Origin of the sequence: Rhodopila sp. (assembly GCF_965277165.1) — a bacterium.
In the GTDB taxonomy this organism is placed as follows: domain Bacteria; phylum Pseudomonadota; class Alphaproteobacteria; order Acetobacterales; family Acetobacteraceae; genus Rhodopila.
The window spans coordinates 2,867,523-2,883,064 of sequence record NZ_CBDICE010000006.1 but is presented as its reverse complement, the minus strand read 5'-3'; the positions used below and the strand labels follow the sequence as shown (position 1 = coordinate 2,883,064).

Genomic DNA, 15,542 nt, shown 5'->3' with positions numbered 1-15,542 from the left:
TCAATGCCTGGCGAAGTCGATCAGCGCGGCGAAGCCGGTTTCACTGCCGACCGCCAGCGTGGTGCCGTCCGGGCTCCAGGCCAGCGTGCTGATCGGGCCATGCTGGGGCGGCACGACCGGCAGGATGCGGGATGAGTTGATATCGGCGACCACGACCAGGCCGTCGGTGAAGCCGCCGGCGACGATCTCGTCCTTCGGGTTGCAGGCGAGCTGGGCGCAGATGATGCCATCGCCGCCCGCGAGTTCCAGTGGCGCCTTGCCCATCGGGCCGCCGCCGAAGAACGGCCAGATCACCATCGCATCGGCGCCGCTGCTGGCCATCCATTTGCCGTTGCGGGTGAACGACAGGCTGGCGGTCTTGGCGGGGTAGCCGCTCATGCGCATGTGCGCGCCGTCGGGCAGCTTCCAGCCGTGCAGGGCGTTTTCCTGCATCGCGGTGACCACGGCGTCGCCCTCGGGATGGATCAGGATGGTGGTGTGGCTGCCTTTCCACTCCAGTTTGCGGGGCGTATCGGTCTTCGCGGCGACGAACCAGAGCGAGGCGCCGTTGTAGTGCGAGGCGCCGATCCGCTTGCCCTTGGCGTCGAACACCAGGCCGGTGACGGTGGAGGGGTGGGTGAGTTCCTTCAGCACCCGCCCGGTGGTGTCGAACAGCCGCACCAGTTTGCCGGCGCTAGCGGCGATCAGGCCCTTGGTGTTGTCGATCGGGTAGGTGGCGACGTGCTCGACCCATTTGGTGCCGAAGTCGGCGACGCCGGAGATGGTTGCGTCGGCGGCGACGCGGACGAGTTTGCCATCGTCGCCACCGGAGATGAAGCCGTTGCCGGTGGGGTCGGCGGCGAAGTCGAGGGGGGCGCCGTCATGGGCGGTGACCTGGGTCCAATCGGTGGATGATCCAAGCGGGGCCAGCCATACGGTGCCGTCGCCGAGGGCGAAGCCGACGTGGCGTCCGTCGCGGGAGAAGCGGGCGGCGACGACGTAGGCGTCGAGGTCGCGGGAGACGCCGCGGGAGTTCAGCAGAAAGGCGGCATCGGCGGTTTGGCTCATGGCGCGACGTTGTCGCTTTTTGCCGCGGCTTGGCAAGGTCGGGTTGGCCGGCCCGGACCAAGCGCGACCATGCTGGCGCTGACCGGCCCGCAGCAGGCCGCCGCGGATGTTCCTCCGGGCCGAGCGGCCTACCCGAGCGGGTTCAAAAGCGAGCGGAACCGGGGGGTTTTTGCTGGAGAGCGCAGCCTGATTTGCCAGCCGTGTTGGGTCGCAAGGCGGCATACAAAGATCTATTGCTAAATCGGTATGGACTGGATAGGGCCTATTGGCGGGGAACGCGGTGAGATGACGGCGGTGCTATGGTGCGGACTGTCTCAACGAGCGGCGCCTCGCTTTTCTGGATGATCCGGCACCTATGGTTGCCATTCGTACGTACTTGTCGTTGGGCGAATGTCGGCGGAGGGACTGCCCAGTCTACAGCTACCCGCCGGCGTCGTCCCGCAGGGGGCCGGTTGAGTGGCCTAGGCGCTGGGTGCGGCCAAAAATAGACGGCTGCGAAGGAGCCAAGCGATGCTTCGGTGGGCGAGGAAGCGGCCAGCTACGACAACCGTTCGGCCGGGATCGACAGCCGTCTAACTACATTGACCTGGATGACGGGGACCAACGTTGCTTCAACGACCGCCGTTCTGTTCAAGCTGTTTCACTAGAGTCGAGCCCTGTTGGAAAGCTATCCTCACGTGGCCCTGATTCTCACCTCTTCTTCGTTTGAAGGTTGAATGCGGCCCGCGCCTCAACGATGTTCTCCAAGTCTTCGGGAGCATTCCTGGCGACTTCTGTTCTCGATTCTGAAGGCACGGTTTGCCGGGAGCGTCACCAATCGGCGGGATTCCGTCGAGTGATTGGGAGCTTATAGCCGACGCGCTCCGATTACCGGCCGAAGCCAAGCTGGCCTGCTTCAGCTACATCGAGGGATGCCTGTGCGGCTGCGTTCTGGCCTGGGCTACCAATCGCCGATGACCTACGAAGCAAGCCTGCAGCCCGAACAGCCGCCTAAGTCCACAAACCGTCCACGAGACGCTCCAGAAGATCGGCGTCGGAAAGCGTCTGGGCGGATGGCGGAGGGGTATACCAAGCGTATTAGCCCGCCGTTGAGATGCCGAGCACGGGCACTTCGGCGGCCGCGCGCACCTGTAGCAGATCATGCGGGCTGGCCGCCGCGAAGGCTTTTGCTGCCAGTCTGATTTTTTGCAGTAACTAGTTTGATATCGTATTAATACTCAAATGATAAAGAACTTTTCTGATGTCAAATAGGGTTTTCTTGAAAATCGATGTTGCTTTTTCGGTGCTGTTATCAGAAACAATCTTAAGTTGAGGTAACGCCAAGCGATACACGCAAACTTAGAGGAAAGCACAATGGGAACCAGACGCCACCTGCTGACCCGAAGTGGATTGGGCGCGGCCGCATTCGGCGCGGCGGCATCGCTGAGTTTGATCACCTCGAAAAAAGCAAACGCTGATGCGTTGAGCGACCTCGGCTTTAGCCCCGATACCGGCCCGGGCACGGTCACCTCGGATTATAACATTCTGAACTTCGCCTTGAATCTGGAATATCTGGAGGCCGAATTCTACCAGCGTGCGGTCACAGGTGCCGGTTTGTCGCCCGCCGATACTTCTGGAATCGGCACAACGGGCGTCGTCACAGGTGGCTCGCCTGTGCCATTCGCGACACCAGCGATCGCGCAATATGCAGCCGAAATTGCCGCCGACGAGTTGGCCCACGTGCGATTTCTGCGCGCCGCTCTGGGTCCCTTTGCGGTGGCGGAACCAAATATCGATCTTTCCACAAGCTTTACGACCGCGGCTGTCGCGGCAGGCCTGATTCCGCCGGGCGCGACGTTCAATCCGTTCGCGGACGAGACAAGTTTCTTGCTCGGCTCTTACATCTTTGAAGATGTTGGCGTCACCGCATATCACGGTGCTGCTTCGCTAATTCAAAGCAAGACATATCTCGATGCAGCAGCCGGCATCTTGGCGATCGAAGCTTATCATGCCGCGACCGTGCGCACGCTGTTGTTGCAAATGGGACAGGCCCCCGCCACCGCGGCGATCTCGGCTTTGCGGGCAGCGGCATCAGGCGCGGATGATGATCAGGGCGTCACCTTATATGGCGCCGCCAATATCTCGTTGGGGGACGGCAACGCGATTGCCTACAGTCGGTCAACAGCCCAGGTCCTCAACGTGGTCTATCTGGGCGGAGCCAGCGGCGGATATGGGTTCTTCCCTGCTGGGTTGAATGGCGCCATCGCCTAGGGTCGTTTGCCTTTTGGGCTCACGCCGTTGATCGGGACGCAGCCACCAAAATCCCGATCGCCGGCGCCTGACGGGTGTTGCCGTGATCGCCGCTGTCTCGCGGGGCAATCGCGGGTTGCTGATAGGGAAAGGTGCAAAACTGCTATTCGAATATTCGAAGGCTTTTGTTCCGAATCAGGCAGCGCCTCGACGTGTTGGACCTGCGAATCAGCTGACCCCCGAGATCAACTGTTACTTCCGGGTGACAGGGGGAGTGCAAAAGATGGGCGCATGAGCCACGCCGCTTCCTACACCCGTCTTCCGCATTTAATGCTGTCTGCGAAGAACCGAAAGGTGAGATCATGAAGTTCAGGCACGCACTTTTAGGCGCAACACTGCTTTCGGTGCCGTTAAGTGCCGAAGCTCAGCCTGCGAATCCACCGCCCGTAACCGGGCTCTATGTAAGTATCGGTGGTGGCGGTAATGCTCTGATGGACGAGCATTTGCTGGGAACCTCGGGTGCGGCATCGAACGCCAGCCTGCGATCACGTCTCGGCGGTGTTGGGGTTGTGGCTTTGGGATATGGCCTTGGAAACGGGATCCGGCTGGAATTCGAAGGAGATTACCGCACCAACCGATTTTCTGAAGGACGCGACTTCGGCTTTCCCGCCGCTGCCGGCGGCAACGAGGTCAAGTTCGGCCCGATGTTCAACGCAGTATATGATCTTACCGGCCTGATTAATTTCCCCTACGCCGCACCGTACGCAGGCGTCGGTGTGGGATATCAGTGGGCGCACTTTGATCAGGTCCATGCCTACAGCGGAACAACTGGTTTTCCACGCCTTGATTCCGACGATACGCGGGGCGCCCTCGCTTATCAGGCGATCATCGGCGCGGTCATTCCTTTCCGATTCCTTCCGTCCCTTGCAACGACGATCGAATATCGCTTTCTCGGGATGGCAGATCGGGATTATGACTTCACCGCTACCGCCGGGCCGGGCGCGGCGACGCCCGGCAAGTTGAAGTTTGGCAACGATTTTAACCATTCTTTGCTGATTGGCCTGCGATACAATTTTGGTGCACCACCGGCCCCAACACCGGAAACGCCGATGCCCGTAGCGGCGCCGGCGCCGGCCCCCGCACGCTCTTATCTTGTGTTTTTCGATTGGGATAAGTCTTCGTTGACAGATCGCGCTCGTGCCATTGTCAAAGAGGCAGCCGACGCTTCCACGCACGTGCAGACGACCCGCATCGACGTCAATGGCTACACCGATACATCGGGGACGCCGAAGTACAACCAGGGCTTGTCTGTCCGCCGCGCCAAAACCGTTGCGGCCGAACTCGTCCGGGACGGCGTGCCGCAAAGTGCTATTTCGATCCAGGGGCTTGGCGAAACGCATCTGTTGGTCGAGACAGGCGCCGGCGTTCGTGAACCGCAGAACAGGCGTGTAGAAATCGTGTTCCACTAACCTGATAGACCGTTACGACGATATAGACCGTTACGACGATCCGGCGGTCGGTCATCCGGGCTGGTAGTCACGCTGGTAACGACGTTGGTTGGAGGGCATTCGGAAGGGAAATTGGAGCAGTGGCTGGCGCAACTGGGCAAGCCGAAGCTGCTAGACCTGTAGTTTGCCGGGTCTGAAGTTCGCCGGCTGTTCGGTCCGCGCTACAGTTCGGAAACGGCCGACCTCGCGCGTAAGCCCAAGGTGCACAAGTCGGCCTCGATTCGAATTCCGGGGCACATTGTTTCGCTTATCGGTCGACAAGACCTCCAAGGGTCGCCTCGGTGCCACGAGGCGCGCTCAGGCATCAATCCGCGGCGCAGCTTTCGAAGCCTCGGCGCAGTTGCGGGCGGTTCAGGTTGCGGCCGATGAACACCAGGCGGCTGGTCCTGGGGTCGGCGGTTTTCGACGGCGGGATGAAGTCCCCGTCGGCGATCATGTGCACCGCCTGGAAGGCGAAGCGGCGGTCTTCATTGGCGTAGTGCAGGATGCCCTTGGTGCGCAGCAGGTCGGCGCCCTTGTCCTGCAGCAGCACGCCGATCCAGGCGTTGAATTTTTCCGGGTCGATCGGCTTGTCGAGCTCGAAGCTCATCGACGACACGTCGTCGTTGTGTTCGTGCTCGTCGTTGTCGAGGAAATCGGGATGCAGCGCCAGGATGCGCGACAGGTCGAAGGCACCGCGGTCGAGCACCTGGGCGATCGGCAGTTCGGCGCGCTGGGTGCGGTGGATGATGGCGAAGCGGTTGATCGAGCGGATGGTGGCCTCGACCGCGTCGAGTTCGGCCGGCGTCACCAGATCGGTCTTGTTCAGCACGATGACGTCGGCGAAGGCGATCTGGTCGGCGGCCTCATGGCTGTCGGCGAGGCGGGCCGGCAGGTGCTTGGCGTCGACCACGGTGACGATGGCATCGAGGCGGGCCTTGGCCTTGACGGTGTCATCGACGAAGAAGGTCTGCGCGACGGGTGCGGGGTTGGCGAGGCCGGTGGTTTCAATGATGATGCCGTCGAACTTGTCGCGCCGTTTCATCAGGCCGCCGACGATGCGGATCAGGTCGCCGCGCACGGTGCAGCAGATGCAGCCGTTGTTCATCTCGAAGACTTCCTCGTCGCTGTCCACGACGAGGTCGTTGTCGACGCCGAGTTCGCCGAATTCATTGATCACCACGGCGTATTTGCGGCCGTGCTGCTCGCTGAGGATGCGGTTGAGCAGGGTGGTCTTGCCGGCGCCGAGGTAGCCGGTGAGCACGGTTACCGGCACCGGAGGGTTGGCTTCGGCCATGGGATTGGCTCCTGAGCTGTCTGGGGCACCAATATAGGTGTGGCGAGGGGCGTCAACCAGCGGCGGGGAGCAGGTCGCGACGCAGGGCTGCCAGTTGGGCGGCGATTGCCGCGACGTCGAACTGTCGGGCGCGCTGGCGGCCCGCCTCGGCGAGCGCGGCCCGCCTTGCCGGGTCGGCGGCGAGGCTGCGGATGGCGGCGGCGATGGCTTCAGGGTGGTCGGGATCGGCGTAGAGCGCGGCGTCGCCGGCGACCTCGGGCAGGCCGCCGCGGTCGGAGCAGATCAACGCCGCGCCGCTGGCCAGGGCTTCCAGGGCGACCAGGCCGAACGGTTCGGGCCAGCGGCTGGGGACCACGACGATGGCGGCGCGGGCCATCGCGGCCAACACCTCGGGGTGGTCGCGATAGCCCGACATGCGGACCCCGGCGGTGGCGGCGGCGGCGCGGATGGTACGGACGAAGCCGGTGTCGGGGCTGTCCGCGCTGAAGCGGTCGGCGCCGATGATCTCGGCGGTCCAGCCGGGCAGGTCGGGCAGCGCGGCGGCGCAGGCGGCGACGAAGGCGTCGGGGGCCTTGTCGGCAACGACGCGGCCGGCGAACAGGATCAGGTTTTCGCGCGGGCGGTTTGGTGGCAACCGGGCCAGGTCGAGGCAGTTCGGCAGCACCACCGGGGGGTGGGCCGGCGTAGGTGCTGGCCGGGACGAGTTGGCCGGAGGGTTCCTAGCGGGGTCAGCGGCGAGGTTCCGCGCCGGACCGGCGACAATTTGCCGCGCCGCATCGGCGACGCTTTCCCGCGCCGCATCGGCGACGCCGTCAAGCAGGCGTTGGCGCAGATAGTCCGAGGATGTCATCACCCTGGCGAGCCGGCGGAGTAAATCGGTGCGTTGCGCCGGGGTGGCGGCGTCGCGCATGGCTTGGGGGTCGTTGTTCAGGATGAGGCTGACCGGGATGGCGGGGAGCCGGCGGGCGAGAGCGAGGGCGATCTCGGGGCGATTGTGGACCTCGATCAGCGCGGGCATAAGGTGTTTCAGGATGACGGCGACGGCGGCGGCGTAGCGCCGGTTGGTGTTGCCGAGGGTCCAGGGCTTCGGATTGACCGGGCGGAAGTCGATATCGGCGAACACCGGGCCTTGCTGTTTGCCGCCGAACACGACGGTGCGGAAACCTTGGGTCTGCACCAGGCGTTGCGCCAGCAGGCCGATCGCGCCGGTTCGGCCGGGTCCGAACCCCTCACGCGGGGGCAGCACCACGGCGACGATTGGCGAGGCTTGGGCGCCGGGAAGGCGGCAGGGTGGCGTGTTTTGCGGGCCGGGTGCTGCCACGGGACAGGGTCAGCTTCTCGGTTGGGCGCGCGATTCCGCCATCGCCCAGCCCAGCAGCAGGAAGAACCAGCCGCCGACCGGCATGCTGGTGAAGGCGGTGGTGGACTGGATCGGCCAGAGTTGGATGAAGATCGCGGCGAACAGTGCGACCCGGCGTGGTTCGGGGTCGAGCCACAGACCGCGGCCGAGCGGCAGCAGCCACGCCACTGCCATGGCGCCGAACAGGGCTAATCCGATGAAGCCGCCGTCGTCGAGCGCCTGCAACCAGTAGTTGTGCGGGTGGTCCCAGCAGATTTTCGCGCCGCCGCCGTTGGGCTCGCTGCCGTCGAAGCTGGGGCGGAAGTTGGCTGGCCGCGGGCAGCCGGTTGCGAAGCCGTCGAATCCCATGCCGGTGAACGGGTGGTTCAGGCCGACCTGCCAGGCTCGGGTGTAGAGCTGCCCGTACGGCGAAACGGCGAAATGCTCCATCTGCGCCGAGAATTTCTCGACCAGGCGGAAATAAGCGGACGGCGCCACGACCGGGGAGGCGGCGAGCAGCAGCGCGCCGGCGATTGCCGCGGTCAGCACCAAGGGGCGCAGGCGGCGGATCAGGACGGCGACGATCAGCAGGCCGAACAGGGTCAGCATCAGCGGCATGCGCTGGCCGATCAGCACCATGATGACGACGCTGCCGAGCAGCAGGGCGTAGGCGGCGGCGGTGGCGGCTTTGTCGCGGCGCTGCAGCAGGTTGGCGGCCGGGGGCAGCACCGCGGGGATGATGATGCGCGCCATCGGCGGGCCGGCGCGGGCTTTACCGAACGGGCCGGTGAGCACGCCCTCGCCGGCGGGTGGCAGGCCCAGCAGGTTGCGACCGAAGATGTCCTGGATGACGCTGTTGAGCACGATCCAGGCGGCGGAGGCGGCGACCAGGCGCCAGATCCAGAGGCGGGCGGCGGCGGTGCGCAGGACGAACCACTCGAGCGCGGCGACCAGCAGCAGGAAGCGAACGGTCATCAGCGCCTGGAGAAGCGAGCGGGGGCCGCCTTCGCCCAGGGTGGTGCCGGAGATCGGCAGCGAGCAGAACACCAGCCAGCCCCACCAGGCGGTGGCGAACCAGAGCCATCGGGTTCCCAGCCACGCCCAATCGCGGGTCATCGTGGAGCGGGCCAGGAAGCACAGATCGACCACGGCGATCGCGACCTCGGCGATGCCGTGGGCGTGCAGCAGCAGCAGCGGCAGCAGCATGACGCCGACCAGCGCGGTGCGCTCCAGCATCGAGATGGGGCGGGATTCGGTCGTGCCGGGCATGGCGCGGGTGGTGCCAGACAAGCGGCCGGGCGGCAAGTCGAGACGACCGGGCGGAGAGGTCGGGATGAGACGCTCAGATGGGACGCTGATGGTTCAAATCAGGCGGACAGTGCCGCCTGATTTGAACCACTGGTTCCTGATTTTGTAGGCCAATTCACCTTTCCGCATGGGATGCTTCCATCGGGATCGGACCACGAGATGGAACGGGTGCCGATCGGCGTGCGATTTGTCCGACCGAGGATCCAGGAGGGTTTGCGATGAGTATTGCGATTATCGTCGTCGTGGTGGCGGTATTGTTGGTTCTGGGTCGGTCGGTGCGCATCGCCGCGGAATGGCAGCGAGCGGTGATCTTGCGGCTTGGGCGGTTTCACGCGGTCTCCGGCCCGGGCATCTATCTGGTGTTTCCGCTGATCGATTCGGTTGCCCAGGTCGTCGACCTGCGGATTCAGACGACGATGATCACTGCCGAGCAGGCGCTGACCCGCGACACGGTGGCGGTCGGGGTCGATGCGATCGTGTTCTGGCAGGTGGTGGATGCCGAGGCGGCGGCGATCCGCATCGCCAACTATCGCGAGGCGATCGAGCGGGTGGCACAGACCAGCCTGCGCGAGATGATCGGCGCCACCGACCTGTCGAGGCTGCTGTCGGACCGCAAGGCCGCCGACGAGCAGCTTCGGGTGACGATCAGCACGAAGACCACCAGTTGGGGGGTGACGGCGAGCAGCGTCGAGATCAAGGACGTGGCGATTCCACGGGAGCTGCAGGACGCGATGAGCCGGCAGGCTCAGGCGGAGCGAGAGAAGGCGGCGCGGGTGACGCTGGCCTCGGCGGAGCAGGCGATCGCCGAACAGATCCTGGAGGCGGCGAAGCTGTATGGCAGCGATCCCAACGCGCTGAAGCTGCGGCAGATGAATCTGCTGTATGAGATGAACAAGGATCGCGGGACGACGGTGCTCATTCCGACCGATATGGCGAACAGCCTGGGGACGGTGGTGGCGCTGGGGCGGGCGGGGCAGGAAAATTCTGCCTGATTGGCGGGCATTGAGGGGAGCGGCCGGCTAGGTTGCCCAATTATGTGGCGTAAATGTCACAAAATGGTCAGACATTTAACAAATGCTGCGTCGCAGCAAAATAGCTCTTGCACTCGGCGCGTGCAAAGGCCACAGTGTGATCTGCAGGCGCGTTTCGACGCCCTGCTTTCTTGGACGTTTCCTCCCTAAACTTCGGCGGTGCCAAAAGCACCGCCGTTTTTTTGTGTGCTTTTTTGTGTCTGGCCGTTTGCCGGGCGGCGCGGCCTTGGCGTGCGCGATTTGCCCGTTGGGGCGGGGTTGAAGCCAGTGGCCCGATCCCGACAGAAGTATCCCATGCGGTCGGGTGAATGGGCCCACAAAATCAGGGGCTGGTGGTTCAAATCAGGCGGCACTATCCGGCTGATTTAGAACCACTAGAAGGTATCGTCGGAGCCGCCGCCGCCGCTGTCCCAGCCGCCATCGCCGCCGCCGCCGCCGGTGTTGTCCCATCCACCGCTATCGCCGCCGCCGCCGGTGTTGTCCCATCCACCGCCGTCGCTGCCGCCGCCGGTGTTGTCGGTCCAGGACGGGTCATTTCCCTGGCTGGACTGATCCCAGCTTCCACCGTCGTTCGAAGCCTGATTGTCGGGCGCCGCCGCGCCGGATTGATCCCAGGTTCCGTTATCGACGTAGTCCTGGGCCGAGGCGGCCGGATTTGCCCATGGGCTGGCGGCGGCCTCACCGCCGAGGCCGCCGGCACCGAAGCCGCCGCCCAGGCCGGAGTGCGGCGAGAACAGGTTCATAAGGGCGTTTCCCGCCACCATGCCGCCGGCGACTCCGGCGGCGGTGGTCAGGGCGGAGCCGAGGAAGCCGGAACCGCCGCGCTGCTGGAACATGCCCTGCTGGTAATTGGGCGGATATTGCGGCGGTGGCGCGGATTGCTGATAGTTCGGCTGTTGCTGGCCGCCGGGATAGCCGGGTGCGCCTTGCGGGCCGCCGCCTTGGCCGCCGCCCCCTGGGCCGCCCCAGCGCGGATCGCCTTGCGGCTGCGCGCGGTTGCCGCCGCCGAACAGGCTGCTGAAGAAGCCGCCGCCGCCGCTGCGCTGGCCGAATTGCTGGGCCTGCTGGGTGGCCTGCTGCGCCTGTTGCAGTTCCCACTGCAGGCGCTGGATGCGGTTCTGCGCCTCGACCAGGGCATGCTCCTGGACGAAGGCGAGTTGGGTGATGCGGTAACGCGCTTCGGGGTTCTGGGTAAAGGCCTGGCCGATGAATTCATCGGCCTCGCGATCGATCGGCGGCAGCGCTGGCTGGGTTGTCGGGACCGATCCACCGGGTACCGATCCACCGGCGCCGAAGGACGGCTGCGGAGCGCCCCCGACTCGGGCGATGAACTGGCTGATGATCTGGCGTTCTTCGTTGGTCATGAGGTGCCCCCTTCGAGGTCAGGCAAAGTTGACCCGAACGGCTGCTATGTGGCGCCAAGGACGGTTTTGTTCAATGGCGGGGGATGATCGGGCCAATGCGGCGGTTCTCGATCACCGGGCAGCGATCCATCACCACCGTGAGGCCGGCGGCGCGGGCTCGTTCGGCGGCGGCCTGATCGATCACTCCGAGTTGCATCCAGATGGTTTGCGCGCCGAGGCGGACGGCGTCGTCGACCAGGGCACCGACATGGGCGGATGCGCGGAACACGTCGACCATGTCCAGCGGTGCGGCGGCGGCCAGGTCGGCGACGACGGGCTGGCCGTGGATGTCCTGGCCGGCGAGGCTAGGGTTGACCGGGGTGACCTGGTAGCCGCGGTCGAGCAGGAACCGCATCACCTCATAGGAGGGGCGCCATGGCTTGTCGGAGGCGCCGACCAGGGCGATGCGCCTCGTGCCGGCCAGGATGTCGCGGATGGTGGCGTCGGATTGGCCGTCGGTCATTGTTAGTCCGTTGGCGTTGTCAGTCCGTTGGCGTTTTCAGTCCGTTGGCACTGTCAGTCCGTTGGCATGGTGAGTCTGTTTGGCGGGGTCAGAGCAGCTTGTCGAGGGTAATCGGCAGGTCTCGGATGCGTCGCCCGGTGGCGTTGTGGATGGCATTGGCGACCGCGGCGGCAACGCCGGTGATGCCGATCTCGCCGATGCCGTGGGCGCCGAGCGGGGCGTGTGGGTCGGGACGGCCGGTCCAGATGATATCGATGTGCGGTACATCCAGATGGGCGGGCACGTGATACTCGGCGAGTGAGGGGTTCATGATGCGGCCGCTGCGTTCGTCGAACTGGGTCTCCTCGGTGAGCGCCAGGCCGATCCCCATGATGATGCCGCCGCGGAACTGGCTGGTGGCGGTGAGTGGGTTGAGGATGCGGCCGGTGTCGAACGAGCCGAGGAAGCGGCTGACCCGGGTTTCGCCGGTGATCGCGTTGACCCGCACCTCGCAGAACTGCGCGCCGTAGGAATGCATGGAGTGTTCCCCCATCTCGGTCGGCATCGGCGCGTCGGCCTGGGCCGAGACCTGCTCGCGGCCGGCGCGCGCCAGGATCGAGGCGTAGCTTTCGAAGCGGGCTGGCTGCTCGCGGTGGCCCAGGCCGGCGTCGCGCGGTTCCACCTGATCGGGCTGCAGGCCGGCCAGGGGTGAGGCGTTGCCGGCGAGTTGCAGCAGTTGGGCGACCAGTTCGCGCGTGGCGGCGGCGACGGCGGCGGCGATCGAGGCGGTCTGCGACGAACCGCCGGCGAGCGTGCCGGACGGCATGGCGGTGTCGCCGTACTCGAAGGTGACGTGTTCCGGTGCCACGCCGAGGCAATCGGCGGCGACCTGGGCCTGCGCGGTCGCGGTGCCCATTCCCATCTCGTGACTGGCCATCTCGACCCGGGCGTGTCCGTCCTTGGTCAGGGTGATGCGGGCGGCGCCGCCGGGCATGCGGTAGTATGGATAGGTCGCGGTGGCGACGCCCATGCCGATCAGCCACTCACCCTCGCGGCGCGATCGGGGGACGGGATTGCGGCTGGCCCAGCCGAAGCGTTCGGCGCCTTTGGCGTAGGCCTCGACGAGGTGGCGCGAGGAGAACGCCAGTCCGCTGGTCGGGTCCTTTTCGGGTTCGATCCGGCGGCGCAGTTCGATCGGGTCAATGGACAGGGCCTCGGCAAGTTCGTCGAGCGCCGATTCCAGCGCGAAGGTGCCGACCGATTCACCGGGAGCGCGCATGAAGGTGTTGGCGACCATGTCGATGTCGGCGACGCGCTGCTCGAGGCGGAAGCTGTCAGCGGCGTAGAGGTGTTTTGCCGGGAAGGTGAACTGTTCGGGACAGTTGTTGTGCGTAGTCATGGCGACGGTGCCGGTGTGGATCAGGGCGGCGAGGGTGCCGTCGGGTCTGGCGCCGAGGGCGACCCGCTGGCGGGTGGTGGTGCGGCCGCCGGTGATGCGGAACACGCCGCCTCGGGTCAGGCCGATGCGGACCGGGCGGGCGACCAGTTTGGCCGCGGCGATCGCCAGGATCTGGTGGCTCCACAGCCCCTTGCTGCCGAAGCCGCCGCCGACGAACGGCGAATGGATGCGAATCTGGTCTTCCCGCAGGCCGAAGATACCGGCCAGGGTCCAGCGAGTTGCGTTGAGCATCTGGGTGGCGTCGTGGACGATCAGTTTGTCACCGTCCCACATGACCGTCGCGGCGTGCGGCTCAATGGCGGCGTGGCTATGGCGGGGGGTTTCGTAGATGCGGTCGACCTTGTGGGTTGCGGCGGCGAGCGCGGCCTCGGCATCGCCGATCTCGAGCAGCGGCGGTTCGCCCATGACGTTGTCGGGGTGTCGGGCGTGGGCCGCGGCCTGGTCGAACGAGAGGCTGGCCGGTTCGGTTTCGTAGGTGACGTCGATCAGCGAGGCGGCGTGGTCGGCCTGGTCCTGGGTCTCGGCCAGCACCAGGGCGACCGGCTCGCCGTTCCAGTGGATTGCGGCGTCCTGCATGACCGGCAGGCTGCTGGCGCCGCCGGCGAGGGGTTCGGTGAAGAACAGCGCCGGGGGCGCCATGGCTGGGGCGTTGCGGTGGGTCATCACCAGGGCGACGCCGGGGGCGGCCTCCGCGGTGGAGGTGTCGAGCGTGGCGATGCGGCCGCGGGCGATGGTGGAATAGACCAGGGCGGCGTAAAGCATGTTGTCGAGGGGCACCTCGGCGGCGAAGCGGGCCTCGCCGCGCACCTTGCGCGGGCCATCGACGCGCGGCAGAGCGTTGCCGATCGAGCCGTGCTTGGTGGGGTCGAGGGTGGTGACCGGCGTGTAGCCGACCGTGTCGGGGGCGGTCATGCGGCGTCTCCCTGCCTCAGTGTGTCGAGTACGGCGGTGATGGTGCGTTTGGCGAGTTCGACCTTGAAGCCGTTGTGGCGCAGCGGTGCGGCGTTGGCGAGTTCGGCGTCGGCGGCGGCGCGGAAGCTTGCCTCGGTGGCGGGCTGGCCGCGCAATGCCTGTTCGGCGGTCGAGGCGCGCCAGGGCTTGTGGGCGACGCCACCGAGTGCGAGGCGGACGTCGCGCACCGATCCGTCATCGGCGAGGTCGAGGGCGGCGGCAACCGACACGAGCGCGAAGGCGTAGCTGGCTCGGTCGCGGACCTTGCGGTAGGTGGAGCGGGCGGCCAGGGGCAAGGCGGGGAGTTCGACTGCGGTGATCAACTCGGCGGGGTCGAGCACGGTCTCCTGATCCGGTCGGTCGCCGGGCAACCGGTGCAGGTCGACCAGCTTCAGGGTGCGGACGCCGGAGCGCCCGCGCAGGTGGACCACGGCGTCGAGCGCGGCGAGGGCCACGCACATGTCCGAGGGGTGGGTGGCGACGCAGGCGGGGGACGCGCCGAGGATGGCGTGAATGCGGTTGAAGCCGTCGATCGCGTCGCAACCGGCGGCGGGGCTGCGTTTATTGCAGCGCGCGGCGTGGTCGTAAAAATAGGCGCATCGGGTGCGCTGCAGCAGGTTGCCACCGACGGTTGCCATGTTGCGGATCTGTCCGCTGGCGCCGGCCAGGATGGCTCGGGCGAGGACCGGATAGCGGGCGCGGATGGCGGGGTGGCCGGCGACGGCGCTGTTGGTGGCGGCGGCGCCGATCAGGACGCTGCCGTCCGGGCGCGGTTCGATGGTGCGTGACAGGGTGGTTACGTCGATCAGGGCTTGGGGCTGCTCGACGGTTTCGCGCATCAGGTCGACGAGGTTGGTGCCGCCGCCGAGGTATTTGCCGCCGGCGGCGGCGGCGAGGCCGATCGCGTCGATGGCGTCGGTCGGGCGGGTGTAGCTGAACGGGATCATGGCGCGGAGTCCGCGGCACAGGTTTCGGCGATGGCGGCGATGATGCCGTTGTGGGCGCCGCAGCGGCACAGATTACCGCTCATGCGTTCGCGCAGTTCGTCGTGGGTCAGGCTGACGGTGTCAGCCGTGAGATCTGCGGTGACGGCGCTGGGCAGGCCGCGCTTCGCCTCGTTCGCCATGCCGATCGCGGAACAGAGCTGGCCGGGTGTACAGTAACCGCACTGGAAGCCGTCATGCTCGATGAACGCCTGCTGCAGCGGATGCAGTTCGCCGGATTGCGCGAGTCCTTCGACCGAGGTGATCGAACGGCCGTCGTATTGCACCGCGAGGGCCAGGCAGGAGAGGATGCGCTCGCCTTCGACCAGGACGGTGCAGGCGCCACAGGCGCCCTGGTTACAGCCTTTCTTGGTGCCACTGAGGTGGAGGCTATCGCGCAGGAAGTCGAGCAGCGACGTGCGGGGATCGGTGGGGACCGCGACGTCCTGGCCGTTGATGGTGATCGGCATTGTGCCTCCGGCTGGTGGGTTTCTGGCGATGTGCTGGGCTCAACGCCCTGACGCTGGGGCCGTGACCCGGGGTTGCCGTGACCCGGGGAAGTTTTT

The 15,542-nt window shown here is 66.0% G+C and carries 12 protein-coding genes; 3 read left to right on the top strand and 9 right to left on the bottom strand.

Going from position 1 to position 15,542, the window contains the following annotated elements; translation table 11 throughout:
* Nucleotides 1-1,047, bottom strand: a complete 1,047-nt coding sequence (locus tag ACQY4Y_RS25405) for a WD40 repeat domain-containing protein (protein ID WP_428493342.1) — start codon at nucleotides 1,045-1,047, stop codon at nucleotides 1-3.
* Nucleotides 1,048-2,400: 1,353 nt separating this feature from the next.
* Between ACQY4Y_RS25405 and ACQY4Y_RS25400 the strand changes: the two genes are divergently transcribed.
* Both ACQY4Y_RS25400 and ACQY4Y_RS25395 read left to right on the top strand, forming a co-directional pair.
* On the top strand, nucleotides 2,401-3,297 hold the full coding sequence (locus ACQY4Y_RS25400; protein WP_428493341.1) for a ferritin-like domain-containing protein: 897 nt from the start codon (nucleotides 2,401-2,403) through the stop codon (nucleotides 3,295-3,297).
* A 341-nt stretch (nucleotides 3,298-3,638) separates the two neighbouring features.
* Complete coding sequence (locus tag ACQY4Y_RS25395; RefSeq protein WP_428493340.1) at nucleotides 3,639-4,745, top strand: OmpA family protein; 1,107 nt, start codon at nucleotides 3,639-3,641, stop codon at nucleotides 4,743-4,745.
* A gap of 343 nt (nucleotides 4,746-5,088) precedes the next feature.
* Here ACQY4Y_RS25395 and ACQY4Y_RS25390 read toward each other — a convergent pair whose 3' ends face one another.
* The 3 genes from ACQY4Y_RS25390 to ACQY4Y_RS25380 are packed head-to-tail and all read right to left on the bottom strand — an operon-like array spanning nucleotide 5,089 to nucleotide 8,668.
* Complete coding sequence (locus ACQY4Y_RS25390) at nucleotides 5,089-6,060, bottom strand: CobW family GTP-binding protein (RefSeq protein WP_428493339.1); 972 nt, start codon at nucleotides 6,058-6,060, stop codon at nucleotides 5,089-5,091.
* Between the two features lie 52 nt (nucleotides 6,061-6,112).
* Complete coding sequence (locus ACQY4Y_RS25385) at nucleotides 6,113-7,381, bottom strand: glycosyltransferase family 4 protein (protein ID WP_428493338.1); 1,269 nt, start codon at nucleotides 7,379-7,381, stop codon at nucleotides 6,113-6,115.
* Between the two features lie 9 nt (nucleotides 7,382-7,390).
* Nucleotides 7,391-8,668, bottom strand: a complete 1,278-nt coding sequence (locus ACQY4Y_RS25380; RefSeq protein ID WP_428493337.1) for an O-antigen ligase family protein — start codon at nucleotides 8,666-8,668, stop codon at nucleotides 7,391-7,393.
* Between the two features lie 257 nt (nucleotides 8,669-8,925).
* Here ACQY4Y_RS25380 and ACQY4Y_RS25375 point away from each other — a divergent pair, with 257 nt between their 5' ends.
* Nucleotides 8,926-9,699, top strand: coding sequence for a slipin family protein (locus tag ACQY4Y_RS25375; RefSeq protein ID WP_428493336.1), 774 nt, complete (start codon nucleotides 8,926-8,928; stop codon nucleotides 9,697-9,699).
* A 413-nt stretch (nucleotides 9,700-10,112) separates the two neighbouring features.
* On the opposite strand, the gene ACQY4Y_RS25370 is transcribed toward ACQY4Y_RS25375, so the two are convergent.
* The 5 genes from ACQY4Y_RS25370 to ACQY4Y_RS25350 all read right to left on the bottom strand — a co-directional run bounded on the left by ACQY4Y_RS25370 (nucleotide 10,113) and on the right by ACQY4Y_RS25350 (nucleotide 15,446).
* Nucleotides 10,113-11,102, bottom strand: a complete 990-nt coding sequence (locus ACQY4Y_RS25370) for a DUF2076 domain-containing protein (RefSeq protein WP_428493335.1) — start codon at nucleotides 11,100-11,102, stop codon at nucleotides 10,113-10,115.
* Nucleotides 11,103-11,172: 70 nt separating this feature from the next.
* Nucleotides 11,173-11,604, bottom strand: a complete 432-nt coding sequence (locus ACQY4Y_RS25365; protein WP_428493334.1) for a CoA-binding protein — start codon at nucleotides 11,602-11,604, stop codon at nucleotides 11,173-11,175.
* A gap of 88 nt (nucleotides 11,605-11,692) precedes the next feature.
* On the bottom strand, nucleotides 11,693-13,954 hold the full coding sequence (locus ACQY4Y_RS25360; RefSeq protein WP_428493333.1) for a xanthine dehydrogenase family protein molybdopterin-binding subunit: 2,262 nt from the start codon (nucleotides 13,952-13,954) through the stop codon (nucleotides 11,693-11,695).
* On the bottom strand, nucleotides 13,951-14,940 hold the full coding sequence (locus tag ACQY4Y_RS25355) for an FAD binding domain-containing protein (RefSeq protein WP_428493332.1): 990 nt from the start codon (nucleotides 14,938-14,940) through the stop codon (nucleotides 13,951-13,953). Before ACQY4Y_RS25355 ends, ACQY4Y_RS25360 begins: the two co-directional genes overlap by 4 nt.
* The gene (locus ACQY4Y_RS25350) at nucleotides 14,937-15,446 is read right to left on the bottom strand and encodes a 2Fe-2S iron-sulfur cluster-binding protein (RefSeq protein WP_428493331.1); all 510 of its coding nucleotides are present in this window, start codon (nucleotides 15,444-15,446) and stop codon (nucleotides 14,937-14,939) included. The genes ACQY4Y_RS25355 and ACQY4Y_RS25350 overlap by 4 nt, the downstream gene beginning before the upstream one ends.
* Nucleotides 15,447-15,542: the final 96 nt, after the last annotated feature.

Bases quoted from the DNA above. Each gene is read 5' to 3' on its own strand.
- ACQY4Y_RS25405 (WP_428493342.1), bottom strand. From the start codon at position 1,047: ATGAGCCAAACCGCCGATGCCGCCTTTCTGCTGAACTCCCGCGGCGTC.
- ACQY4Y_RS25400 (WP_428493341.1), top strand. From the start codon at position 2,401: ATGGGAACCAGACGCCACCTGCTGACCCGAAGTGGATTGGGCGCGGCC.
- ACQY4Y_RS25395 (WP_428493340.1), top strand. From the start codon at position 3,639: ATGAAGTTCAGGCACGCACTTTTAGGCGCAACACTGCTTTCGGTGCCG.
- ACQY4Y_RS25390 (WP_428493339.1), bottom strand. From the start codon at position 6,060: ATGGCCGAAGCCAACCCTCCGGTGCCGGTAACCGTGCTCACCGGCTAC.
- ACQY4Y_RS25380 (WP_428493337.1), bottom strand. From the start codon at position 8,668: ATGCCCGGCACGACCGAATCCCGCCCCATCTCGATGCTGGAGCGCACC.
- ACQY4Y_RS25375 (WP_428493336.1), top strand. From the start codon at position 8,926: ATGAGTATTGCGATTATCGTCGTCGTGGTGGCGGTATTGTTGGTTCTG.
- ACQY4Y_RS25370 (WP_428493335.1), bottom strand. From the start codon at position 11,102: ATGACCAACGAAGAACGCCAGATCATCAGCCAGTTCATCGCCCGAGTC.
- ACQY4Y_RS25365 (WP_428493334.1), bottom strand. From the start codon at position 11,604: ATGACCGACGGCCAATCCGACGCCACCATCCGCGACATCCTGGCCGGC.
- ACQY4Y_RS25360 (WP_428493333.1), bottom strand. From the start codon at position 13,954: ATGACCGCCCCCGACACGGTCGGCTACACGCCGGTCACCACCCTCGAC.
- ACQY4Y_RS25355 (WP_428493332.1), bottom strand. From the start codon at position 14,940: ATGATCCCGTTCAGCTACACCCGCCCGACCGACGCCATCGACGCGATC.
- ACQY4Y_RS25350 (WP_428493331.1), bottom strand. From the start codon at position 15,446: ATGCCGATCACCATCAACGGCCAGGACGTCGCGGTCCCCACCGATCCC.